This is a genomic window from Carnobacterium sp. ISL-102 (assembly GCF_018612935.1).
Taxonomy (GTDB): domain Bacteria; phylum Bacillota; class Bacilli; order Lactobacillales; family Carnobacteriaceae; genus Carnobacterium_B; species Carnobacterium_B alterfunditum.
Genome location: NZ_JAGGRF010000001.1, coordinates 45,441 through 70,403 on the forward strand (window position 1 = coordinate 45,441; position 24,963 = coordinate 70,403).

At 38.8% G+C, this 24,963-nt stretch carries 21 protein-coding genes; 5 read left to right on the plus strand and 16 right to left on the minus strand.

Translation table 11 applies throughout. The features are described from left to right. Positions 1–22: 22 nt before the first annotated feature. Positions 23–907 (minus strand): carbohydrate ABC transporter permease, encoded by an 885-nt coding sequence (locus J7E16_RS00195; RefSeq protein ID WP_214887326.1) that lies wholly within the window; start codon positions 905–907, stop codon positions 23–25. Positions 908–1,095: 188 nt separating this feature from the next. Next, positions 1,096–2,346 carry a sugar ABC transporter substrate-binding protein gene (locus tag J7E16_RS00200; RefSeq protein ID WP_214887328.1) on the minus strand — a complete coding sequence of 417 codons (1,251 nt, stop codon included), beginning with the start codon at positions 2,344–2,346 and terminating at the stop codon, positions 1,096–1,098. A gap of 264 nt (positions 2,347–2,610) precedes the next feature. Here J7E16_RS00200 and J7E16_RS00205 point away from each other — a divergent pair, with 264 nt between their 5' ends. Further along, on the plus strand, positions 2,611–4,125 hold the full coding sequence (locus J7E16_RS00205) for an AcpB/EbpR/MafR family transcriptional regulator (protein WP_214887330.1): 1,515 nt from the start codon (positions 2,611–2,613) through the stop codon (positions 4,123–4,125). A gap of 203 nt (positions 4,126–4,328) precedes the next feature. On the opposite strand, the gene J7E16_RS00210 is transcribed toward J7E16_RS00205, so the two are convergent. The 9 genes from J7E16_RS00210 to J7E16_RS00250 all read right to left on the minus strand — a co-directional run bounded on the left by J7E16_RS00210 (position 4,329) and on the right by J7E16_RS00250 (position 13,632). After that, complete coding sequence (locus J7E16_RS00210) at positions 4,329–5,264, minus strand: D-ribose ABC transporter substrate-binding protein (protein ID WP_034545264.1); 936 nt, start codon at positions 5,262–5,264, stop codon at positions 4,329–4,331. Positions 5,265–5,278: 14 nt separating this feature from the next. Next, complete coding sequence (locus tag J7E16_RS00215) at positions 5,279–6,244, minus strand: ABC transporter permease (protein ID WP_251005990.1); 966 nt, start codon at positions 6,242–6,244, stop codon at positions 5,279–5,281. A gap of 1 nt (position 6,245) precedes the next feature. Beyond that, positions 6,246–7,727, minus strand: a complete 1,482-nt coding sequence (locus J7E16_RS00220) for a sugar ABC transporter ATP-binding protein (RefSeq protein WP_214887332.1) — start codon at positions 7,725–7,727, stop codon at positions 6,246–6,248. A 12-nt stretch (positions 7,728–7,739) separates the two neighbouring features. Continuing rightward, positions 7,740–8,138 (minus strand): D-ribose pyranase, encoded by a 399-nt coding sequence (rbsD, locus tag J7E16_RS00225; RefSeq protein WP_214887334.1) that lies wholly within the window; start codon positions 8,136–8,138, stop codon positions 7,740–7,742. Further along, a complete protein-coding gene (gene rbsK / locus J7E16_RS00230) occupies positions 8,113–9,018 on the minus strand; it encodes a ribokinase (RefSeq protein WP_214887336.1) in 906 nt (301 codons plus the stop codon). Before rbsK ends, rbsD begins: the two co-directional genes overlap by 26 nt. Then, positions 9,011–9,994: a LacI family DNA-binding transcriptional regulator gene (locus tag J7E16_RS00235; RefSeq protein WP_214887338.1), complete on the minus strand. Its 984-nt coding sequence runs from the start codon at positions 9,992–9,994 to the stop codon at positions 9,011–9,013. The genes rbsK and J7E16_RS00235 overlap by 8 nt, the downstream gene beginning before the upstream one ends. A gap of 546 nt (positions 9,995–10,540) precedes the next feature. Next, positions 10,541–11,062: a dihydrofolate reductase family protein gene (locus tag J7E16_RS00240; RefSeq protein WP_214887340.1), complete on the minus strand. Its 522-nt coding sequence runs from the start codon at positions 11,060–11,062 to the stop codon at positions 10,541–10,543. Between the two features lie 20 nt (positions 11,063–11,082). Continuing rightward, on the minus strand, positions 11,083–11,976 hold the full coding sequence (locus J7E16_RS00245) for a VOC family protein (RefSeq protein ID WP_214887342.1): 894 nt from the start codon (positions 11,974–11,976) through the stop codon (positions 11,083–11,085). A gap of 774 nt (positions 11,977–12,750) precedes the next feature. Next, complete coding sequence (locus J7E16_RS00250; RefSeq protein ID WP_214887344.1) at positions 12,751–13,632, minus strand: VOC family protein; 882 nt, start codon at positions 13,630–13,632, stop codon at positions 12,751–12,753. 366 nt (positions 13,633–13,998) lie between these two features. On the opposite strand from J7E16_RS00250, the gene J7E16_RS00255 reads away from it, so the two are divergent. Continuing rightward, positions 13,999–14,931: a competence protein ComK gene (locus tag J7E16_RS00255; RefSeq protein WP_214887345.1), complete on the plus strand. Its 933-nt coding sequence runs from the start codon at positions 13,999–14,001 to the stop codon at positions 14,929–14,931. Between the two features lie 61 nt (positions 14,932–14,992). Here the strand turns inward: J7E16_RS00255 and J7E16_RS00260 are convergent, their stop codons facing one another. From J7E16_RS00260 to J7E16_RS00270, 3 genes are all read right to left on the minus strand, one after another. Next, a complete protein-coding gene (locus J7E16_RS00260; protein WP_214887347.1) occupies positions 14,993–15,538 on the minus strand; it encodes a sigma-70 family RNA polymerase sigma factor in 546 nt (181 codons plus the stop codon). Positions 15,539–15,934: 396 nt separating this feature from the next. Next, on the minus strand, positions 15,935–17,380 hold the full coding sequence (locus J7E16_RS00265) for a hypothetical protein (protein WP_214887349.1): 1,446 nt from the start codon (positions 17,378–17,380) through the stop codon (positions 15,935–15,937). A gap of 230 nt (positions 17,381–17,610) precedes the next feature. Continuing rightward, on the minus strand, positions 17,611–17,835 hold the full coding sequence (locus J7E16_RS00270; RefSeq protein WP_214887351.1) for a hypothetical protein: 225 nt from the start codon (positions 17,833–17,835) through the stop codon (positions 17,611–17,613). Positions 17,836–18,059: 224 nt separating this feature from the next. On the opposite strand from J7E16_RS00270, the gene J7E16_RS00275 reads away from it, so the two are divergent. Beyond that, positions 18,060–18,980, plus strand: coding sequence for a helix-turn-helix domain-containing protein (locus J7E16_RS00275; protein ID WP_214887353.1), 921 nt, complete (start codon positions 18,060–18,062; stop codon positions 18,978–18,980). Between the two features lie 77 nt (positions 18,981–19,057). Here J7E16_RS00275 and mgtA read toward each other — a convergent pair whose 3' ends face one another. Beyond that, on the minus strand, positions 19,058–21,586 hold the full coding sequence (gene mgtA / locus J7E16_RS00280) for a magnesium-translocating P-type ATPase (protein ID WP_285439358.1): 2,529 nt from the start codon (positions 21,584–21,586) through the stop codon (positions 19,058–19,060). Between the two features lie 259 nt (positions 21,587–21,845). Here mgtA and J7E16_RS00285 point away from each other — a divergent pair, with 259 nt between their 5' ends. After that, entirely contained in the window at positions 21,846–22,952 is a 1,107-nt protein-coding gene (locus J7E16_RS00285) for an Ldh family oxidoreductase (protein ID WP_034545299.1), read from the plus strand. A gap of 13 nt (positions 22,953–22,965) precedes the next feature. Then, on the plus strand, positions 22,966–24,138 hold the full coding sequence (locus J7E16_RS00290) for an NAD(P)-dependent malic enzyme (RefSeq protein WP_214887630.1): 1,173 nt from the start codon (positions 22,966–22,968) through the stop codon (positions 24,136–24,138). 346 nt (positions 24,139–24,484) lie between these two features. Here the strand turns inward: J7E16_RS00290 and J7E16_RS00295 are convergent, their stop codons facing one another. Beyond that, on the minus strand, positions 24,485–24,775 hold the full coding sequence (locus J7E16_RS00295; protein ID WP_214887356.1) for a hypothetical protein: 291 nt from the start codon (positions 24,773–24,775) through the stop codon (positions 24,485–24,487). Between the last annotated feature and the right edge of the window lie 188 nt (positions 24,776–24,963).

The window sequence follows — 24,963 nt, forward strand, 5'->3', positions numbered from 1 at the left end:
CCCCTTTCGCTTACCTGTCATTTCAATCATTATTCAACTGTCCTCTAAGTTGGAATAAGGTTATCAGAATGATGACCACAAATAGGATCAGTGATCCAGCTGCTGCATAACCAAATTCATTTAATTGGAACCCATTACGGTACAAGAAGAGGGCAATACTTGTCGTACTGTTTAAAGGTCCTCCTTCAGTCATAACAAATGGTTCTTCAAAGAATTGCAGCCAACCGATAACGGTTGTGATACTGACAAAAAAGATTGAAAATTTAAGCATCGGGATCGTAATGAATCTCAACTGATTCCATTTTGAAGCGCCATCTAACTCTGATGCTTCATAATATTCTGGTGGGATCCCTTGTAAAGCTGCTAAGAAGATCAACATATTGATCCCTGTTCCTCTCCAGAGAGCCAAAATGATCAATGAGGCTTTGGCTACTGCCGGATCTTGCAACCAAGAAACAGGAGCAATTCCAACCAAATCTAAAATTTGGTTAAATAATCCTATCGCAATATTTGGATTATACAAAAAGGTCCATACAACGGAAACCGCAACAATATTGGTTATCGAAGGAGCATAAAAAATCAACCTCATGAACGAGAAAAACTTTCCGTCTCCAACATTTATTAAAATTGCCAGCCCTAAGGAAATGATTACGACTAAAGGAACTCCAATCACAACATAATACAACGTATTTCCTGCAGCTTTAATAAAAATTGGATCCTTTAAAATATTTTGATAGTTTTCTATCCCAATAAAATTGATTCTTGACCAGTCGGCCAATCCTGCTAAACTCAAATCGGTGAAGCTAATGAACAAGGCGATAAAGATTGGAAGAATCGAAAAAACCAAAAGTAAAATAATGGCAGGTGAGATAAAAAGATAAGGGGCATTTTTGTTTGCTGATTTCATACTATTTTCATCCTTTCTAACATTGACTAATTTGATACAAGTATTTGTTCCTGATTTTCTGATAGTAAGAAATAATAAAAATTCAGAAAAATAAATCAAGAACCGATTCGTTTTGATTATTTTTCTGAATCTCTACAACACATAACTAACCACTATTAGCAACACAACGGCTTATGCTAAGCTCTTGCTTATTTAAGCAAGCCTTCCGTTTCACCATTGAATTCATCCATTTTTTCTTGAATGTCAGCTCCGCCTAAATAAATTTCTTCCCACTTTTCTAAATAGATGGCTGCAATTCTTTCAAATTCTGGCATCAATGGCATTGACGCTGAATTTTCAAGTTGTTTGCCAAATGTCGCAATTTTTGGATCAGCTAAAGCTTCATCTTCCCAAGCAGCTGTTGCTGATGGTAATGAATTTGACGTTTCAAAGAATGCCAATTGATTTTCAGGACGAGATAAGAATTCAATCAAATCAACAGCATTTTCTTCATTTTCGGTTCCACCAAATACGGCTAAGTTAGCTCCACCAGTACTTGATAAATTGCTTTCAGAACCAGTAGGCAATACAGCTGTTGCCCATTTGTCTTCTATATCTGTTGTGCTGTCATTGATAGCATTGATCATCCAAGGTCCACTGATGAACATTGGCACAATTCCGTCGCCACCAAAGGTTTGAGAAATATCTAACCCTAAATCTTGTTTAGGAGAAGAACCCTCTTGGATAAATGTATTTAAGTAGTCTACGGTTTCTACAAAAGGTGCTTCATTAAAAACGGGTTTTCCATCTTTATCAAATAATTCGGATCCATTTTGACGAGCAAACATAAAGGCAAATGATTGGTCGTTAGAATCAACTTGGAAACCATACTTATCATCGCCGCGTTCAGATAATTTCATAGCTGCGTCTTCTAACTCTTCCCAATCTTTTGGAGCTTCAGGATAGCCAACTTCTTCTAATAAATCGGTACGGTAGTAAAGAGCTCTCGTTTCTGTGTACCAAGGTACGGCATAGTAAGCATCATCAAATTTAGTTGTAGCAACGGATCCTTCAAAGAAGTTTGCTGAATTTAAAGTTTCCTCTGATTCAACATAAGAAGAGATATCTTCCAACGCACCCGCATCCACAAACTCAGACATCCACGTTGTACCCATTTGAACCACATCCGGGCCGTCACCTGAAGCTACTGCTGTCAATAATTTATCATGCGCACTATCCCAAGGGATACTTTGGATATCAACTGTGATACCTGTTTCTTCAGTATATGCATCTAAAATCGGCTGAATTTGTTCGTTCCCATCCCCCATATACCAAAAAGATACCGTATCATTTGCTGCATTGTCCGCTGTATCTGCACCATCACTTGAACAAGCCATCAATAATCCGGCTGAAGCTACTGTCAAGGCCCCAACTACTGCTTTTTTACCCCATTTTTTCATACCTTTATTCCTCCTTTTTTTATTGGTGAAACGTTTCTATAATCATAATATAACTTTTATTTTATAAATGCAAGCGTTTTACAGAAACGTTTTTATTGATAAACCAATTTTATGAATTATATTAAATAACATTCATTTCCCTATATCTTTTTTTTGAATTAATCGGTAAAATGAAGATAATGAATTCCATAACAAGGCTTACGTATTTATGTTAGTTCTGCAAGTGCCAATGATTAAAGATCCTTAAAGAGATGAGGGATATTTATGCGTTACGTATTGGAAACAAATGAACGTAGACGTTTAGAAGTGATCGAGCACCTTTATGCCAGTAATAGATGGTTGACTTTAAAAGAAATTGCGCAAAATACGGCAAGTTCTGAGCGAATTTTAAAACAAGATATGGTTATGCTGCGCGAACAATTTTCTAAAAAAGTGTTACAAACGTCTCATCGCGGCATCAGATTAGTCTTGCCTTCGAATAAAGATATTGACGACGTTTATCGTCTTATTTTAAAAAATAGTCTGGCCTTTAATTTTATTGAACAGTTGATCTATGATGAAACAAAGACCGTTACTGAACTGGCAGAGGAATTATTTATCAGTCCTTCCACATTGATTCGTTTGATAAAGAAGATCAATCTCTCATTAGGAGCTTATTATATTCAAGTACAGACAAATCCTTGTAAAATGATTAGTGAAAACGAAGAGAATATCCGCTATTTCTATATCAGCTATTTCTCTGAACGGTACAGTAATTTTGAATGGCCTTTTAAAACGATTGATCAAAGTTTTTTTGAACAATTTTTACTGTCTCTAGCAAAAATGGTCTACCCTCCTTTAGATTTTGCGGATTTCAAACGTTTAAAGCATTGGACAGCTATTCCTTTTTTAAGAACACTACAAGGACATTATGTAGAAATCAAGTCTGACCGCTACTCAAAGCTGATTCCCGATTCAGCTGATTTTAGGTCCTTAATAGAACTGCTTGAAAATAAAATAGCTGTCACTTTGGATGTCCACTTCATTGAACAAGTCTTTTCGATCTTTATCAATAATCATTTCGCATTAAGCTATGATTTTTTAATCGAAGAAGCAAAAAGTGACCCTATTGTTAAACAAAAGATCTCTTATCTTGCTATGTTGCTAGATCATTTATCCCATGAGGTGAAAATCTGCATACCAAACCGCAGTCATTTAATAAAAGAAATGTACAATATTTCTCATTTTGCATTCAAAACCAAACAAGGACACTACCCGCTTCCTTATATTTTATTTAACCCTAAAAAACTTTTCATCCAATCGATTGAAGAATTATTTCCTGATTTTATAAACGCTGCTTTTTTAACTTTAAACATGTATGAACAGAAAATACATGAGTGCTATAGTGAAGCTGCCCGTTATGAAATTATTTACACACTGCTCATCCACTGGGATCGCTTAGTACCAGAACTGTATAACCAAAAGGCAACATTTCATTTGCTGATTATAAGCGATCTTGATTTCGAACACGCTAAAATGATCCAATCCTTATTTCATCATTACTTTAAACAAGAAATCACAACTGAGATTTATCTAAAATCAGATATCTCAATAGACCAAATCAAAAAGCAGCCGCATGATCTTCTGGTTACTACTTTTACATTGGAAACAGAAGATCATGCCCTTGCAGAAAAATGTATCTGTATCCAAAATATTCCAACTAAACGCAATATATATAATATCCGCCAAGCTATCGAAAAGAAATATAAACTAAAAGAAATCATTTCAAACATTCAGTAAATAGACCACATTTATTCTAACGAATAAATGTGGTCTATATTTTTTGGTGTTGATAGGTTAGTTGGATCACTTACTTGAAGTTTCTTTTTGAAGCATCCACACTATTTGACGTAGAATCAATAAATGACAGCAAAAAATGCTCAAAAAAATAGTCTTGGTGGTCACATCAAACGTGACCACCAAGACTATCTTACTTATCCTTATTATTCGCCTTTAACCAATTCTAATGGTGAAGCAATATATTCTTCGATCGTTTCGCCAGCAAAGTAATCAAAAGCTGCTTGCATTGCTAATTTACCCATTTCACTAGGTTGTTGAGCAACCGTTGCACTTAATGTTCCTGCTTCTACAGCTTTGATCCCGTCTTCTGTTCCATCAAAACCAACAACTTGGATCTCGCCTGTTTTTCCTGCAGATTGGATGGCTTGGATTGCTCCTAGAGCCATTTCATCATTTTGTGCAAAGACAGCTTGGATCTCTGGGTTTGATTGCAACATATTTTCCATAACAGTCAGTCCTTCTGCACGGTCAAAATTAGCTGTTTGACTATCCACTACATTTAATGATTTTTCGGCTACATTAGTGAACCCTTCACCACGTTCTCTAGTAGCTGATGCTCCGGGAACGCCTTCTAATTGAACCGTATTTGCGTCTGTTCCTGAAATTTCTGCAATATATTCAGCAGCCATTTCTCCACCTTCAACATTGTCTGAAGCTACTAAAGTTACTACTTGTCCGCCATCACTTGAACGGTCGATCGTAATGACCGGAATTCCTGCTGCATTAGCTGATTCAACAGCTGGTGTAATAGCAGATGAGTCTACTGGGTTGATCAGTAAAATGTCTACTCCTTGTTGGATCAAATCATCAATATCATTTGTTTGTTTAGCCGTATCATCTTGAGCATCGACACTTTTCACCGTCGTGCCCTGTTCGTCTGCTAAATCAGTAATGCCTTCTTCAAGTGAAATGAAAAACGGATTATTTAATGTTGAGATCGAAACGCCAACCACTAATTCTGCCGTATCTTTCTCTTCAACTGGACCACTCTCCGTTGTATTTTCGCCTTCCAAAGTTGCTGCTCCACATCCTGCAATAAATAACGCTGCTGCTGTTGCTAATCCGACTAATTTTTTCATAATGGTAATTCCTCCTATTTTTTGTTTTTTCTGTCTAATAATACAGCGATAATGATGACAATACCCTTAACAACTTGTTGATAGAAGCTTGAGATACCTAATAAGTTCATACCATTGTTCAATGTCCCAATGATCAATGCCCCAATCAAAGTCCCAACTAATCTTCCGCGTCCGCCTGATAAACTCGTTCCGCCCAATACGACAGAAGCAATGGCGTCCATTTCATAAGACGTACCAGCAGTCGGTTGTGCAGAATCCAATCTAGACGTAATAATGATCCCCGCTAGAGAAGCCATTAAACCAGATATAGCATAAATACCTGTTTTGATTCGGTCGTTCTTGATCCCTGCAATAAATGCTGCTTTTTCGTTCCCTCCTATCGCAAATGTTTTTCTACCAAAAGTCATTTTGTGTAACAGGATATACAATAAGATAAAACTGATGATCATCAATACAACTGGGAATGGGATACCGAATAAATATCCACGTCCGACAAATTTGAAAATGAAGCTGTCGCCTATTCCAGTGATTGGATTTCCATTCGTATAAACCAATGTCAATCCACGATAAATCGTCATCGTTGCAAGTGTTGCAATAAATGGTGCCATCTTGCCTTTAGTGATCAACAAGCCGTTGACTGCTCCAAAAGCTGTTCCTGCAAATAAGCTTAATACCATAGCTAATATCGGATCCAGACCAGAGGCGATCGCACCAGCCATCAAAGCACTGCTTAAAGCTAACGTTGAACCGACTGATAGATCGATCCCACCGGTGATGATGACAAATGTCATCCCGAAAGCGATCAGTGCATTCGTTGATACTTGTCTCAATAAATTCAATAGATTATTGGGTGAGATAAAACCTGGATTGACGACTGTGACTAAGATAACTAGAACGACAAGTGCAAGCAATGGACCAAGTTTTCCCATGTAATCTTTTGGGTTCTTTTTTTTCGTTTTTACTGTATCTGTTTGTATCATTTTAGTACCCTCCCGTTGCGAGTTTCATTATTTTTTCTTCTGTTGCTTCTGTTTTAGCGAGTTCACCTGCGACATGGCCCTCGTGGATCACGATCACGCGATCGCTGACCCCTAAGATCTCCGGTAAATCACTGGATACCATGATAATAGCCACACCCCTATCAGCTAATTCATTCATCAGTTGATAGATCTCACGTTTTGCTCCAACGTCAACGCCTCGTGTCGGTTCATCTAAGATCAAAACTTTTGAACCGATCCCGATCCATTTAGCTAACACGACTTTTTGTTGATTTCCGCCTGACAAACTCGATACGCTGTCAAATTGATTTTCTGCCTTAACATGCAGCCGTTCCATCAATAATTTAGCAAAATCGGATTCAGCATGTGTATCGATCAGCCCTTTTTTACTAAAGCCATCGATCGATGGTAAGCTGATATTGTCTCGAATCGAATAATCTAAGATCAAGCCTTCTTCTTTACGATTTTCGGTCAAGAACCCGATCCCTTTTGCAATAGCCATACTTGGATTTTTGATCGTAATTTTTTCTCCTTCAAGGTAAATTTCGCCTTGATCCAACTCATCGATTCCGAATAAGCTGCGCATGATCTCTGTTCTTCCTGCTCCCATCAAACCGGAGAATCCAACGATTTCACCTGATTTGACAGTAAAAGAAATATTTTCAAAGCGATTTTCTTTTGTCAGTCCTTTTGTTTCGAATACAACTTCACCGATTTTAGAGTGTTTCTTCGGATAATAATCTTCCAAGTCACGCCCAACCATTTTACGCACCACGTCATCATTCGTGGTTTCTTTTGTCAGTGATGTATCGATCGATACCCCGTCTCGCATGACGGTGATCCGATCACTGATTTTAAAAATTTCTTCCATTCGATGAGAGATATAAATAATAGCAACATTTTTTGTTTTCAATGTATGGATGATTTTAAACAGCATATCGATTTCTCTTTCTGTCAAAGCAGCTGTCGGCTCATCCATGATGATCACTTGAGCATTGGTCATCAATGATTTGGCGATCTCGATCATTTGTTGTTGGCCTACTGAAAGTTTTTTAACGTCTTCATCTAACTCGATCTGAACACCTAAATCAGCAAAAGTTGCTTCAGCGAGTGTTCTCATTTCTTTGGTTTTGACCCAACCCATTTTATTTTTAAGTTCTTTCCCAATAAACAAATTTTCTAGCACGGTCATTTCTGGCCAAGTATTCATTTCTTGATGAATAAAACTTACCCCATTTTCTTCTGCTTCTTTTGGATTATCAAAACGCTTATTTTCGCCGTTGATAACGATCTCGCCGGCGTCTTCTTTGTGCAGCCCAGTCAAGATATTCATTAAAGTCGATTTTCCAGCGCCATTTTCACCCATCAATGCATGAACTTCTCCAGCTTGGATATCAAAATCGACTCCTCTAAGGACCGAGTTGCTGCCAAAACTTTTTCTAATACCAGTCATTTTCACTTCCATTTGATACACCTCCTAAAATAGCACACCTGATTGCAATATGATGTTGGAATACGGTGTTGCTTCCCCTGTTCGGATCACAGCCTTAACATCCTTCAGCTGACCTTTAAAGTCTTCGTGACTCACGTACGTTACCACTTCGTCTTCGGTCAATGCTGCTTCAACAGCTGCCAATTGACCGGCATTTTGTTGTTTGATTTCTTCTGCTAAGACAACTTTTTCGACTTTCATGTCACTCAATACGACTTTTAAAACGGACAAGAAAGACGGTTCGGATAAGGTCAATGCTAAATCGATTTTTTTCACGCCATTCGGTACGGGAAGTCCCGCATCCCCGATCGCAATTTTATCCATATGTCCTAAGTCTGCTAAAACTTTGGCGATCTCACTATTCAATATTCCATGTTTTTTCATACTCTTCACTCTCTTTCATTTCTGCTAGCGTAGGCATTCCGCCTTGAGCGCCAAATTTTTGGATCGATAACGAAGCGGCTAAATTGCCAAATCGAATACTGGATTCCATATCCATACCAGCCGTAAGAGCGACTGCAAAAGCTCCGTTAAACGTATCGCCGGCACCGGTTGTATCTATTGGGTCGACCTTGTAAGAAGAAACCTGCTTTTCACTTGTTCCATCGTGGTAATAAACACCTTTTGATCCCATAGTCAAAATCAATTGATTTGGGAATTTTGCTAACCCTTCAGAAATGGTCATATCCGGGAACAACAATTTGAACTCACTTTCATTTGGTGTAAAGTAGGTTGCTTTCGCTAAAAGACCTTGGTCCACTTGTCTAGCTGGAGCCGGGTTATAGATGACTTTGACTTTCTGTTCAAAACAACTTTCGATAATTTGTTCCACGACTTCTTGCGGCAATTCATTTTGCACCACTACGATATCGCTTGATTGGATCAATTCTCTTAGTTTTGTCATTCGATCAATGCCTATCGCATTGTTTGCTCCTGGTATATAGACAATGGCATTATCTCCATCAACAACGGTGATATGAGCAGATCCTGATGGTACCTGTGTAACGGGTTCCACATAATCCGTATGAATATTATTTTCAGTCAAATTTTTGAGCAATTCTTTCCCGAACAGATCTGTTCCAACGGTTCCGGCCATATAAACGTCTCCGCCTAAACGAGCACTTGCTACCGCTTGGTTCGCTCCTTTACCGCCGAAGGTTGTTTTAAATCCGTTACCGGTAATGGTTTCTCCAACTTCTGGTCTTTTATCAGCCGTCACTACGAAATCTGTTGAAATGCTGCCGATCACTGCTATTTTACTCATCTTTATCCTTCTTTCTGACTGATTCTCTAATTTTTAATTTTACAGGTAATTGGATGCGGCTGTCCTCAACGAATCCTTTTTCAAGAATATCACATAATAATTCTGCTCCTTTATAGCCTATTTCATAGGCTGGTTGAGCGATCGTCGATAAGCCTGGGTACATCATTCTGCTAAATGGCATATCATCATAGCCGATAATTTGAAACTCTTCTGGGATGCGCTGACCTCTTTTGCTAGCTTCTTTCATCAACGCGATTGCGTAAACATCATTTGAGGCGATGACGCTATCAGCTTGAGGAAACGTTTCAAAAAATTGTTGAGCTGTTTGCTCGGCTAATTCAAATTTGTAACTCTGTGTTTGAAACAACTGATAGTCTAAATGACGTTCTTGTAAAACCTTTTCGTTACCAGCTAATCGCATAGCTGAACTTGGAACGTCTTTTGGTCCCACCATGATCACGATCTCTTTTGGATCTCTATCAGCAATAACTTCTGCAGCGAGCATCCCGCCAGTGTAATCATCGGAATGGACCGCAAGATCGCGGTCGCTTTCGACACGGTCTAACGTAACAAATGGCATTTTTTTTATTTCTTTGGCATCTCCTTGAACAGCAGAGATCACACCAGCTATGTTATTTTGCAAGAAAATTTTTAAGTAGTCTTTCTCTTTTTCTAAATCATCTTCTACATTGCCTAACAGTAAACTGTACCCTCGTTGGTTCACGCCGTCTTCTACTCCTTTAGCGATCAAAGGAAAAAACGGATTCGCGATATCTGGCAACAATAGCCCAATCAACTTTGATTTCTTTTGATATAAGGACCGTGCCACTTCATTAGGGTAAAAATTTAATTCCTCGACGGCTGCCTCTACTTTCTTGCGAGCTGCTTCACTGACGTAGCCGCTATTGTTTAGCGCCCTCGATACAGTAGCTACCGATACACCTGCTAATTTTGCTACTTCTTTTATCGTTGTCATGTCATCCCCCGCTTTTTCCGAAAGTAATGTGGAACCGATTACATACAAATCTTAACACGGCTCGATTTTATATGCAAGCGTTTTCTTATTCTTTTTTTAATTAATTTAAAAAAGTTATTTAGTTACTGTTATTGGTAATGGCGGTAGTGGTAATTCAAGAGAAATTTCTTCTGGAATGAATGAATTCTACTTGTAGAGAGTCGTCGTACAGCACTAAATTTTGCAGTTATTATAGTTATTTAATGACTGGTATTCGTATTCTAATAGAAATTTCTTCTGGAATATACGGGTTTGCTTGTGGAGAGCCATGGTACCGCCTGAAGCCTTTTGGTCTTCTTGGCTTTCAAGCCTCAAACAAGACGTAATCGCTGAAGCGTTAACGGCTTGTAATTCGCATTGAATACTTTACACGGCTACAAGCAGACCCTATTCCGCCATAAATTTCAAGTAAGGGATTGAACCAATTTACCAATATAAAGAAGGATAAACTAAAAAAACAGCATCTAAAAAAGGAACACTTCAGATGCTGCTCAAAACATGTTAAATTTAGCGGTTCACATACCTCAGGATGACGATCCCATTATCGACCATATATTCTTCCAACTTCAACTCAATTGGCGGATGCCCACCATAGAACAGCGGCCGCCCGCCTCCTAGAATGATTGGGATCAATCCGATGATATACTCATCAATACAATCCGCTTTTAAAAAAGTATTGATCAACTGACCGCCGCCAAAAAACAAGATATCTTTCCCTGCTTTTTGCTGTTCACTTTTGATGACATCAATAATATCACTGCCGTAAAATTTGACGTTATCGTAATCAGCTATCGGCGAATGGGTGGCTACATAAACGGTCTTCGTTTTGAATTCCAGATGCATATCTTGTTCATAGCACCTTTTTCCCATTACCACGATATCGACATTTTTTAACAACGTTTCATAATTGTACTGATTGTCCGTATTTAATGAACTGTCTTCGTACCCCTTGATCCATTCATAGCTGCCATCTTCATTGGCGATATATCCGTCTAAACTCATCGCTAAATTCATTATGATTTTTTTCATTCTAATTACTCCTTTTCAAGCTACCCTTCGTAGGCTTTTCTCAATTCAGCGATATTAATTTTTTTCATTGGAAGAAAAGCTTGTGTCACACGATCCAATTGTACCCGGTCTGTCGTATTCATCATGTCATTCATGATCGTAGGCGAAATTTGCCATGAGAATCCGTACTTATCTTTCAACCAGCCACATTGCTCAGCTTCTGGTACAAAAGATAAATTTTCCCAAAAATAATCAATTTCTTCTTGCGTATCGCAATTCACTAAAAATGAAATGGCTTCAGTAAACATAAACCCATGATCAATGACACTATCCATCGCTACAAAATTTTGACCTTCTAAATTGAACATTCCGTGCATTACTTTTCCACCCTGACCTTGTTTATCATCCTCGCTGTAATAACTCAACCCGTCGATGGCGGCATTCGTAAAGACTGAAGTATAAAATTCTATTGCCTCTTCTGCTTTGCCATACTGTTCACCTGTAAATAATATAGTTGGCGTAATTTTTTGCGAAATCAATTGATCTGGCAAATAGATAATTTGCCAAGAAAGGCCATACTTATCTTCTGTCCACCCATATCTCTCACTAAATGGATAAGTATCCAGTGGCATAAGAATTGAACCTTTTTTGGATAGTTGTTTCCATAAATGATTTACTTCTGCTAAAGTGTTACAAATGACTTGCAGCGAAACAGATGGATTTAATTTAAATGTTGGACCGGCAGAAATGGACATAAAAGTTTGGCCTGCCAGAGTGAACACGATGCTTTCTGCAGATCCAGAAGGCGTATCAGAGGGAGTGTCATTAAGGGTTACTACGCTGTCGATAGACGAATGATCAAATAATTTTATATAAAATTCCGCAGCTTCAAGACCTTCTTTATCATACCAAAGATGTGTAACAATTTTTTGCATGTGTATACCCTCCTTAGTTCTTCTAATTCAGTGAAAGTCTAAAAAAAATAAGTGTCAAAGCCTCTTAGTTCAGTTTAGGTAAACGTAACTAGCCTTAGTTCGAGCAACTCACTAGTTGCTTTCCATTTGAGTTGCAGTAACGAGCTTCAGTTCGAGCAACTCACTAGCCACTTTCCAGTTGAGTTGCAGTAACGAGCCTCAGTTCGTGTAACTCACTAGTCGCTTTTCAGTTGAGTTGCAGTAACGAGCCCCAGTTCGGGTAACTCACTAGGAGCTTTTCAGTTGAGTTGCAGTAACAAGTCTCAGTTCGGGTAACTCACTAGGAGCTTTTCAGTTGAGTTGCAGTAACAAGTCTCAGTTCGAGTAACTCATTGGTTACTTTTCAATTGAGTAGGGTCAACAAGACTTTGTTCGAGCAACTCACTAGCCACTTTCCAGTTGAGTTGCAGTAACGAGCCCCAGTTCGAGCAACTCACTAGGAACTTTTCAATTGAGTTGCGGTAACGAGCCCCAGTTCGAGCAACTCACTAGCCACTTTCCAGTTGAGTTGCAGTAACGACCCTCAGTTCGTGTAACTCACTAGTCGCTTTTCAGTTGAGTTGCAGTATCGAGCTTCAGTTCGTGTAACTCAGTAGTCGTTTTCCATTTGAGTTGCTGTAACAAGCCTAAGTTCGAGCAACTCACTAGGAGCTTTTCAGTTGATTTGCAGTAACGAGCTTCAGTTCGAGCAACTCGTCGTTGAATTCATCATGTTTCATCTTATAAGGTTTGCTTTTAGCCTTCGTAAACTTTTTTCAATTCAGCAATATCAAGCTTTTTCATTTTAAGGAAGGCTTCTGTTACTCGCTTCAGTTGGTCAGGATTTTTTGTTGCCATCATATCTTTTATGACCGCAGGAATAATTTGCCAAGACACACCATATTTATCTTTTAACCAGCCATAACGTTCTGATTCAGGTACAGCAGATAATTTTTCCCAATAATGGTCGATTTCCTCTTGCGTATCGCAATACACGATAAAGGAAATAGCTTCGTTAAATGTAAAGCCGTGTGACCCCCCACCATCCATCGCTACAAAAAATAATCCTTCCAAATCAAATAGCCCATACATAACTGTGCCAGCTTTATTCTGTTCATCATCCTCACCATAATAATGAAGGGCATCAATTGTTGCATTGAAAAATACCGAAGTATAAAACGTCATTGCTTCTTTTGCTTTGCCGCACTGTTCATCGGAAAAGAGCAAGGTTGGGACAATTTTTTGCGTGATGAATTGATTAGGTAGATATAAAATTTGCCAAGAAAGACCGTACTTATCTTCTGTCCAACCGTATTTATCACTAAACGCGTAGGCATCGAGTGGCATCAAAATATTGCCTCCGTCAGACAGTTCTTTCCATAAATATTCTGCTTCCTTTGCAGTATCGCAAAAGACTTGAAAAGAAACAGCTGGGGTAAACTTAAAGGAAGATCCGGCAGAAATAGCCATAAACGATTGGCCAGCTAATATAAATTTGACGGTTTCTACTGCTCCTGAAGGAATATCATAAATAGTCACATGAGTATTGAGCGAATGAATGTCAAATAATGACGAGTAGAATTCGGCTGCTTCTATTGCTTCTTTGTCGAACCAAAAATGCGGAATAATTTTTTGCATAGATAGTACCCTCCCTATCGCTTATTGCCCTTGTTTAGTTGAGTATACGCCACACAAAATTAATTGAAAAGTATCTTGCCTATCCTTTTAGAGAGCTGACTAACATCTGATATTCTGCTAAAAGAAGGCCTCCGTTTTTCAAATTGTTCCAAAGAATAATGATAAGTATCGTTCAATCAATCTGTTGTTCAATACAATAAAACTACCTGTTATTTTTCGAATTATTGGTATTAAAGGAAATTAATTAAAAAACAATTACATTTTAATGTCAAAGATAAAAAAGTGAGTGTTATATGAAATGATAACGTTTACACTATTATCATGTTATCTTTTTAACAAATAGGCATTTGAAATGGAGACCGAAGCATGAAAGAAGATTTTGAACGTGATCAGCAGCACGGTTACTACAATAACTGGCGAAAGAGCTATTATCAATTTAATGAGAAATCACACATTAACCATTTTCCTTCTCATTTAAGCGAAGTTTATGAATCGAATTACTGTTATAAAACGACCCTTATTCGAAAACCGATCAGCCCTTTATTGATCACGGATAAAACGATTTCTGCTCTGCTTGGGATTAGTTTTGAGCAATCCCATATTCTGGTAAATTCAAAAACCTTTTACATCAAAGATATTTGTGGTGTAAAGGATACGCCTTTTAATACGATCGTTTTTCAATTAGGTGCATTGCCGCTGAAGACAAAGGAAGATTCTCGTACCATCATGAACCGTTACTTCAACAAAGGACCCTTAAATTATCAAATCATTCAATACATTGGAAAAAGTCTAGGGTATCATCACCGCTGCCCTTTTGTTTCAGGTTATGAAATATTTGTACCTGAAAAAGGTTCCTCTACCGGTTCAACAAGTTGGTATGGGCTCCATCATATCCTAGATAGTGTGGAAGATAAAAAAGCGAACCATATCCAGGTTTATTTTCGCGAAGGGCATGAATTACAGCTGAACGTTTCGGCTCGCAGTTTTAATGAACAATTAGAGCGTTCGGTCAATCTTTCCATTCTTCAGCAAATGGTGATTGACGAACTAGTTGGGTTGTTCCACTATACTCGTATGCCTTACTTTACCGAAGAACTAAATATTGTCCAAAGGCGGCTAAAAGCCTCTACTTTCACTTCGACATTTCACTCAATAGAAAAAGTTCTGAACTTCATGTCAAACTATCGCGTAAACGAGATACTTGAAACGGTTTTTGGGGTAGGGAATCCTTATATTGAAGAAATCAGAAGGGATTTCACCCTGACCATAAAAAATAAACCGTCTTCTTTTAATGAATAAATCAAATAGGTCACGCTCAATTAAAACTGAGTGTGACCTATTTTTTAGTTAGCTGATTCTTTTAATTTTTTAAAACAAGCAAAAAATGGTTTAATTTTTCGGATACTCTTTTTTTCCATTGGTAAACCGTTTTACGGCTCACTCCTTGCTTTTCAGCAATTTCGGTAACCGATAACTGATTGACCACTGCATCTAATAAATAAGCTTGTTCATTTTTAGTTAAGAGCGGCAGCATCTCTTTCAATAGATCCATCTCTTGGTACGCTTGTTCGAATGGCAATTGCGTGTCTGGCTGATTGGACTCTAGTTCTTCTGGCCAAGGCATTTCACAATCCCATTTTCGCTTCTGTTTTCTTAACAAATCAAGCATATGCCAGCGGACTTTGGTGTACGCAAAACCAGTAAATTGATACAAAAATTCTTCTTGTTCTAGGTCTTCTGGAAATGTTTCATAAGCTTCTACCAGTTTTAACAATCCTTGTTGCACAAAATCATCGTAGTCTGCATGTTTCCAGTTCACGTTCAATTTCTTTAGTGCTCCATGGACGATTTTTGAATGTTGTTCAAAAAAGGCTTTTTCTTTGTCTTCGCTCAATGTTCTTATCATCTGTCTCAAATCCTTCATAGTGGTGTTACAAGGCCTTGTACCCTTACAGCATAACCAGTTATTGAAAAATCGACAATGAACCAAACTAGACAAAAAAACCGCCAAATCCTCACTAATGAGAGACTTTGAGGGTCATTTACCACTATTTGTTGGTACTGTATAATAAATTTCTTGCGGAATCAATGAGTTTGCTTGTAATAAGCCATGGTAACTCTTGAAGCCTGAAAAGAAAGTCTTCCAGCTTTCAAGCCTCAAACAGACCGTAATCGCTGAAGCTCTAACGCTCTATAATTCGCATTGAATACTTTACACGGCTACAAGCAACCTCTATTCCTTCAGAAATCTTTGGTATTGGGTGTTTTAAAATAAACTTATTCCAGAATCAGTTGGGTTGCTTTAAAATTTAAATATGAATCCATTGATGATCACGAATGCGGCAAGAACAATAAATAATGAACCTTTCATAAACCCAGTTGCTTCAGATTTTTTGTCAGCTTCAATTTCTTCATTAACTGACGACCTTTCTACCGTTTGAGCAACTTCTTCGATTGCTGACGTTTTTTCACTTGTCATGCTGTCTACATCTTCTGCTTTTTGTTCATCAATAAGTGAGCTGTTCTCCACCCCCACTGCTGCTGACACGTTTTCTTTACTCTCGACAGCATCCGACTCTGTTAACAAACTAAGAGGTTCTTCTTCTGACGTGCCACTTTCCGCTTCATTCTTGATTGGCATCTCTTTATCTATTTCTTCATCTATCGTTTCGGCATCTTCTTCTGCTATATCTTCTTGTACAGTGAAGTTCCCTATCGAAAGATCCGTTTGGAGCATCTTTTCTTTTGCTTTTATTCTTGTTTCCAGTTGTTTTATTTCTGCTTTTAATAAATCGATTTTGCTTTGATCGTCTGTCTCTTCTAATTCTTCTATCATCTGTTCTTCTAACAGTTGGTTGTTTAATTCTGCTAATTGTTCGTGCATTTTTGCTTGATCTAATTCGATTACAAAACGGTTATACAGCAAAAATGAATCGCCTTTGCTACCAACGGCACTCAGATACTCTATTACCCAATCGCCTACTAACTGGTTTGCGATTGAAGGCAACTTTCCTTCATAGGCTTTAGTTTCTTCGTTAAACGTTAAGGAGAGCGTCAATTGTTGGTCCGCTGTTTCTCCATCGAGAGATAATAAGCGGTAAGCAACCGTTACATTTGTCAATAAATCATCTTTAGCTGAATACAAACTAAATCGAGGCTTTTCACCAACTTTAACCGTATTTGGTTCAACTTTGATGGATGAGAGATCAAATAAGGCGGCAGGGTGCGGGATCACTTCAAAATCACCTTTTTTTAGTACTGATTCTTCGGTTATCAAGGCCCTCGTTTCTAATACACTCGAGACATTATTTTCCTCGACCCCAACCGCTTTTGTCAACGACCAAGTCCCAATACCTGTTTCTTTATTCGTTTCAAGTCGGCCTTCATATCGTTCTGTTTCACTATCATAAGTCAACGCAACTGTTGTTTCTGCCTCTGTGTCGCTCGAAGAATAACTTAGCATAATCGTTTCAAAAATTTGGTCTTCTGACAGAGTCAATTTGAAGGCTATTTGCTCACCAGCGTGTGCTTTTTCAGGCTCGATCATTAGCTTGTCACTAACAGTTATTTCATTCGTTAGAACAGGCTTCACATCCTCTTCAAGTTCTCTGGTCTCATCTGATGCAGCACTCTCTGATCCTACACTTGAGTCCATCTCATCATTTGCTGCCAAGACAGATTGGCTATTGAAATTGGCAAGCAGTATCAAACTCATCGCCAGCAGTAGATGTATTCCTTTTGATTTCATTTTATGTATCTTCCATTCTATATGTTATCTAATGGTCCCTTAGCTAGTTTAGCGCAAACAAAAAGTTAATCAATCTATTTAAAGGATTTGACATCAAATAGACAAAAAAAACTGAGACAATTGTCTCAGTTTTTTTGCCACAATTTGTTCATAAAATGAAAACTCCCAATTTTTTCTTTTGTATTTTTAATCTTTTTTTGGAAAGTTTATGCTAAAATTATTTGAATTCATTAAAGGTTTACATTTAATTTAATAGTACGAAGAATTTGTTCATCATCGTTATCAATGAGAACAAAATGTATCTCTTCAGCTAACCAACTATTCAAATCGTCAAAGGTATACTCATTTTTACGTAAAACTGTATCGATTGGACAATCGATCATACCATCAGCATTGACCAAAACATCACTACTCTCTACATCTAGCCGAATCGTTTGGTTTCTTCCTTTGATCACATAAATATACTCTGGTTGAAAAAGTTCTGGTTTAGTTAATTGCATTTCTGTTGTAATGTTTAATCCCTACTTTCGGTGTGTAGATTGTACAAACATCGTTAAGCTAAAATGTGTTGCTTAGTCTCAACTTGAGTTTGTTATTCAACTAGTATACCGAGTATTCATGGTTTTATAACCAAAAGTTACAATAATAACTGGATTAATTTTTTTAAGGAGGCAGTCAAATGACTGACATAAATGTACCCATCGGTTCCACACTAAAGACAATTAGAGAAAATAAAGGCTATACACAAAAAGAAATTTCTGATCATACGATGGCTCGTTCAACGTATACAAAATTCGAAAATGATGATATCACCCCTACGCTTTCAAAGTACCTTGCTATTTTAGATCATATGGATATGTCCCATGAGGAATTCATCTATCTTTTAAACGGTTTTGAATTAGGACAGAAAGAAATGATCCTTTATTTATTTAAACAACTAGAGAAAAATCCAACTCGTGAATTAGTTAATGAGATCATTGAAAAGGGCGAAACATTGGTGCAAGAGCGCTACGACCAATTGATATTAGACATTCTAAATGCTTGTCGCGGATATGCCGTTTTATTTGAAGGACAAGATTTAGCTACAGCAAAAGAATATGCGCAAAAAGTTTGGGATCGGATGGAAGCATTGGATAAGTGGTACCTAGCTGAACTGCACATTATCAATAGTATCTTGTATCTATTTGATAGTGAAACGGCTGCTTTATTCACAGAAAGAGCACTTGAAACATTAGTTCAATACCCCCATCTCGAAGAAGCACTCGTTTTAAAAACTAGCTTTTTGCTTCACTTGACCAATCTCTTGATGATGGATCAAAAATACGAGCAAGCCTTGTTTTACATCAAGCAAATGGAAAGCGAATGTTCTCGTTTGGACTACTCTGTCATGCTGGCAGCTGCTTTAGTACGCAAAGAAGTTTGCATGAAAAAAATCGGCGATGACTCTGAACCGGGACTTATTGACCAAGCTATTCGCATTTTCGATAGTTTAAACAAACAAAACTTAAAAGAACTAGTTGAAAAAGACCCTGAAAATTTTTTCAATCTTTATTCAAACTACCCTGTCGATAAAATACAAAGCGAACTTTTAACTCATTAACAAATTGATCTAGCTGCCAAGCAAACAGCCAAGAGTTTTTCCTCTTGGCTGTTTGCTTGCATTAAATAAGTTAGGCTCTAGTGATTACGGTGATGCCGGTAAAAAAAATACTTAGTCCCTTCCATAGCAGCGATGTAAAAACCAATCAGCAGTAAAAGAATAGCGATCACCTTCAATGGAATCGGTTCAAGTGAAAATAGCGAGGCTAAAGGAGTATAGGGAAGTAGCATGGTGACAACCCCTATGATCATCGTTGAACCGATAAGCAAAGGTGCTGGTTTACTTTTAAAGAAAGGTTTTTGGGTACGTATGACCATCAATGTAGCCAACTCCGTCAGAATGGAGAAAGTGAACCACCCGCTTTGATAGAGGCCTTGCGTCTCCCGAAAGATGCTAAATAAGATGAATGTAATCAGGTAATCAAATACTGAACTGACCAATCCAAAAGTAAACATGAAATGTTGAATAAATTTAATATCCCATTTGCGTGGCGTTTGCACCATTTCCTCATCGACCGAATCTCCAGATAGACTAAGAGCAGGAAAATCGGTCAAAAAATTGAGCAGCAAGATCTGTTTTGGCAACAACGGAAAAAAATTCAAAATCAGGGAAATTCCCGCAACGCTGAACATATTGCCGAAATTGGCACTTGTCGTTACCCAAATATACTTTAAGGTATTGCTAAAGGTAGTTCGCCCCTCCTCAATTCCTCGGTTCAATACGGACAGGCTTTTTTCCATCAGCACAATATCGGCCGATTCTTTTGCTACATCCACAGCATTATCAACTGAGATACTGACGTCAGCAGCATGCAAAGCCGGCAAATCATTGATGCCATCACCCATATAACCTACTACATGGCCTTTTTTCTTTAAAGCCAAAATAATTCGTTCTTTTTGGTTGGGATCCACTTCAGCAAACAGATTAATGTGTTCAATCTGTCTCCAAAGCGTCTCTTCAGTCATCAATCTCAATTCCTTGCCTGTTAAAGCTCCTGTTATCTTTATCCCAACCGCTTGGGCGGTATGCAAGGCAATCAACTTGTTGTCCCCCGTGATTATTCGTAACGCTACTCCTTTTCTGGCTAACTCTTGTATTGTTGGAGCCGCATCTTCTTTAGGATGATCGGAGAAAAGTAGGAACCCCATAAATACCATGTCTGACTCATCGGCTACGGTCACTTTTTTTGGGAATGCTGCTTTTTTTTGAGCAATTCCAAGTACACGTATCCCCTGCTCGCTCCAAGCTTTATAGCGTTTTTCCAATTCTGCTACAACGTTGCCATCCTTGGGGCGTTGCACACCATCCAGCTCGACAAAACGACAAACCTCGAACACACTGTTGAAAGCGCCCTTTACCACTAGTTTATCTTGACCAGCTTCACGATAAAGAACACTCAACCGTCTACGCGTGAAATCAAAAGCCACCTCATCTAATTTTTGTACAGTTGTAATATCTAGTTCCTTATACTTTTGGATAGTCTCATCTAAGCTATTTCTCATCCCTTTTTGCAGGGCAGCATTCAAATAAGCCAAACGAAAGACTGTTTCCGATTCTTGACTATTCAAATCCACTGCGCCATCTAATTGGATATCGCCATTTGTGAGTGTACCTGTCTTATCGGTACACAAGGTATCCATGCTGCCAAAATTTTCGATAGAATTCAGTCGGCGGACAATAACACCGCTTTTAGCCATCACCCGTGCTCCTTTTGATAAGGTGATGCTGATAATGGCCGGCAGCAATTGCGGTGTGATTCCGACTGCTAAAGCAACCGAAAAGAGCAATGAATCGATGGCTGGTTTATCCAATAAAACGTTAATAGCGAATACGGTCAGCGTAAGAATCAACATAATTTGCGTTAAAAGGAAACCAAAATGACGTATACCTTTCTCAAAATCGGTTTCTGGCGGGCGTAGCGTCAGCTGTTCTGCGATCCTACCGTATTGGGTCGCAGTTCCAGTTTCTATTACAAGTTCAATCGCATTGCCGCTAAATACGCTAGTCCCCATAAAAACGCAATTTTGCCGTTCTTCTAGTTCACTGTCTTTTAAAACGGCTCCCGCTATTTTTTTAACTGACATTGATTCTCCAGTCAACAATGATTGATTCACATACAAATCATCGCTCTCCAGTATGAGACCATCTGCTGGGATCATGTTGCCTCCAGATAGTTGAATGATGTCTCCTGGTACTAAAAACTGTGAGGGGATATCGCTGAATTTTCCATCTCGTTTCACGGAACATGTAATTTGAACCTTTGACCTTAATTTCTCGATGGCCTGTCCAGCGCTATACTCTTGATAAAAACTTAATAACGCACTACCGAAAACGATTAAAAGGATGATCTGTGCATCGAACCAATCACCGGTTACTGCAGAAATAGTAGTAGCAAAGATCAAGATAAGAATAATTGGATTCTTGAATTGATTCAAAAACAGTGTCAGCTGAGAAAGTCTCTTCTTAGGTTTTATAACGTTTTCGCCATAGGTGGTTAATCTTGTTGCTGCTTCCTTTGAACTCAGTCCATCCGGGCTAGAACGGACGTGATCCAACGCTTCTGAGGAAACTAAGCTCCAATATGGAACATCTTTTATTTTTTTCATAGCCTTCCCTTCTTTACGTTATTTTTTTATAGTAACCCATTAAATTAGAACGGTCTCATTTTAAGTAAAGTATAACGGCAAATGGTTTATATACAAAGAGATAAGCTAGACTAAAAATTTTATGGATCTTACTTTCTTTTTCACGGTCCAAAATTGAGTTCCCTAGCCTTTTATGCTAAACTAAATTAGCGTAAAAGGAAGCGCTTACTTATTTCGTTGTTTTTTGTTTGTTTTTACAAAAAAGGAGGAGGAAGTTAAGATGACAAGTTTTGTAGAATGGGATTTTTTGACCGAGTTTGTGGAAAAAGCTTTTATGGCTTATGGAATACCGGAAGCAGATGCGAAGATCTGTGCGGACGTTTTATTACAGTCAGATAAAAAAGGGATCGAGAGTCACGGAGTCAATCGTTTTAAACCGATCTATATCGACCGGATCAAAGATGGTATCCAAAATCCGGTAACTGAATTTGAAATCGTACGTGAAACACCTACAACCGCAGTAGTTGATGGACATGACGGCATGGGCCAAGTAATCGCCCATCGTTCGATGCAAATGGCCATTGATAAAGCTAAAAAATACGGTATGGGCATGGTAGCCGTGCGGAATTCTACCCATTTTGGCATTGCCGGTTATTATACAGATATGGCGGCAGATGCTGGTTGTATTGGTATGGCTGGAACAAACGCCCGCCCTTCCATTGCGCCAACATTTAGTGTGCAAAATAAATTGGGTACGAACCCATTGACGGTCAGTTTTCCTACGGATGAAGCATTCCCATTCTCATTAGACTGTGCAACTTCCATCATCCAACGAGGCAAGATCGAACTTTATGAACGCGAAGGCAAAGATACTCCGGCTGGAACAGTCATCGCCCATGATGGATCTGTCATGACGGATTCTCCAACAATTCTAAAAGCTCTACAATCTGGCGAAGCAGCTCTTGCTCCACTGGGAGGGATCGGCGAAGATCTTTCTGGTTATAAAGGTTATGGTTACGCTACGATCGTTGAAGTTCTTTCATCTGCTTTACAGCAAGGGAATTTCTTAAGCATGTTGTCTGGTATCGGTGAAAGCGGTGAAAAAATCAAATTCCATTTAGGTCACTTCTTCATCGCCATTGATACGGAAGCCTTTATGGGTCTAGAAAGTTTCAAGAAAACGACCGGTGACATCATGCGTGAATTGCGGGCTGCTGAGAAAGCTCCTGGCGCTGAACGGATCTATACTGCCGGAGAAAAGGAATACTTAATTTGGCAAAAACGTCAAAAAACTGGTCTGCCGGTTAGTGAACCCGTTCAAAAAGAACTGATTGCGATCCGCGACGATGCCGGATTGACCGATTACCGCTTCCCATTTGAACAGTAAGGGAGACCCTATTATGGATAATAAAAAAGAAGCACTTGCAAAACATTATGAATGGAACGGAAAAATTGAAGTCATGAGCCGCGTTCCGCTCAACAGTCGGGAAGATCTGGCACTCGCCTATACGCCCGGCGTGGCTGAGGCTTGTTTAGCTATTGAAAAAAATTCTGATGAAGCTTATAAATTGACGCGGAAAAACAATCTGGTAGCCGTCATCACGAATGGAACGGCTGTGCTTGGCCTAGGTGCTATCGGACCAGCAGCTTCAATGCCAGTAATGGAGGGCAAATGTGTTTTATTTAAAGCCTTCGCTGATGTTGACGCCTTCCCTATTTCCATTCAATCAAGAGATGTTGATCTTATTGTGCAAACAATCGAGCAGATCAGCGGCAGTTTTGGCGGGATCAATCTTGAGGACATTGCAGCACCTGAATGTTTTGAGGTTGAACGCCGCTTGAAGGCTGCGCTGGATATTCCAGTGTTCCATGATGATCAACATGGAACAGCTGTCGTCGTTGCAGCCGGGCTGATCAATGCTTTGAAACTAGTTGATAAATCTTTTGCCGGCATCAAAGTCGTCGTCAATGGAGCTGGGTCAGCCGGTATTGCTGTTGCAAAACACTTATTGAACTTTGGTGTGCAAAATCTGATTTTAACGGATAAGTCTGGCATTTTAGCTAGTGATACGCCTGATTTAAATAGTGAACAGCAACACATGATGACCGTGACTAACTTAACGAAGCAACATGGTGATCTGACCTTGGCATTAAAGGATGCGGATGTTTTCATCGGTGTATCAGCAGGGAATATTTTGAAACCGTCTATGATTCTAAATATGAAGCCAGATCCAATCGTTTTTGCTATGGCTAATCCTGTACCAGAGATCATGCCTGAAATGGCAGCTACAGCTGGTGTCGCCGTCATAGGGACTGGGCGCAGCGATTATCCGAACCAAGTCAATAATGTCTTAGCTTTCCCCGGGATATTCAAAGGTGCTCTAAGTGTTCGAGCTTCTGATATCAACGAAGCCATGAAAGTAGCCGCTTCTCATGCGATTGCTTCGCTGATTACTAGTGACGAATTAAAAGCGGACTATGTGATCCCCGATGCGTTGGACCCAAGAGTCTGCCCTGCTGTTGCTAAAGCTGTAAAAGAGGCTGCTATTGAGACACAAATTAATCGCATTTAACGATGTATGCTTTACTAGTTAAAGGTACTAATTTAAACATAAAGGGTACTTAACAAAATAATATTAGTACATTTTAAATGAAATTTGTGTAGGAATAGGATTTGCTTGTAGCCGTGTAAAGGATTCAATGCGAATTACAGAGCGTTAACGCTTCAGCGATTACGTCCTGTTTGAGGCTTGAAAGCCTTAAGACTGTGCGTTTCAGGCTTCAGGCGCTCCCATGGCTCCACAAGCAAATCCGTCTATTCCAGAAGAAATTTCGTGTCATCAATACTATCTATTGAATTCAAATAAATAACCTGATAACCGCCATAGAGAAAATTGGCCGTTATCAGGTTATTCTTTTTTAATAGGTATCACTTGTCCAGCCATTGGCTTTGTAAGCATTCACCATGTTCTTATTGTGCTCATCCGTTGCATAGTTGATTTCTAAAGGTCTTAAATGGATTGCAATCGTTTCTGCTGCTTTATTTTTGTCTACTGAAATCACTTCGATCTCAACAGGATCCACAAACATAGAATCTTTGATGAAATCCCCTTTTCGCGGAATATTGATTGATTCAAATGGTTTTGTCAGCGTGATTACTTTCTCTTCAGGGCTTTTTACATTGATCGTACGATAAAGTGTCATTTCCATTATCTTCCCTCCAAACTTCTGTCGTTAAGTAAATCATATCATACCTTTGGAAACGCGACGAATAGAACACTCAACGAATAGGCTAATTGGGAAATATATGCTCACTATTTTTCAATTAGTTAACAGTTTGGGACAAACTGGACAAATAAGGTCTATTTTTGAGTTTACTTGTCCACTTCTCCTACTTT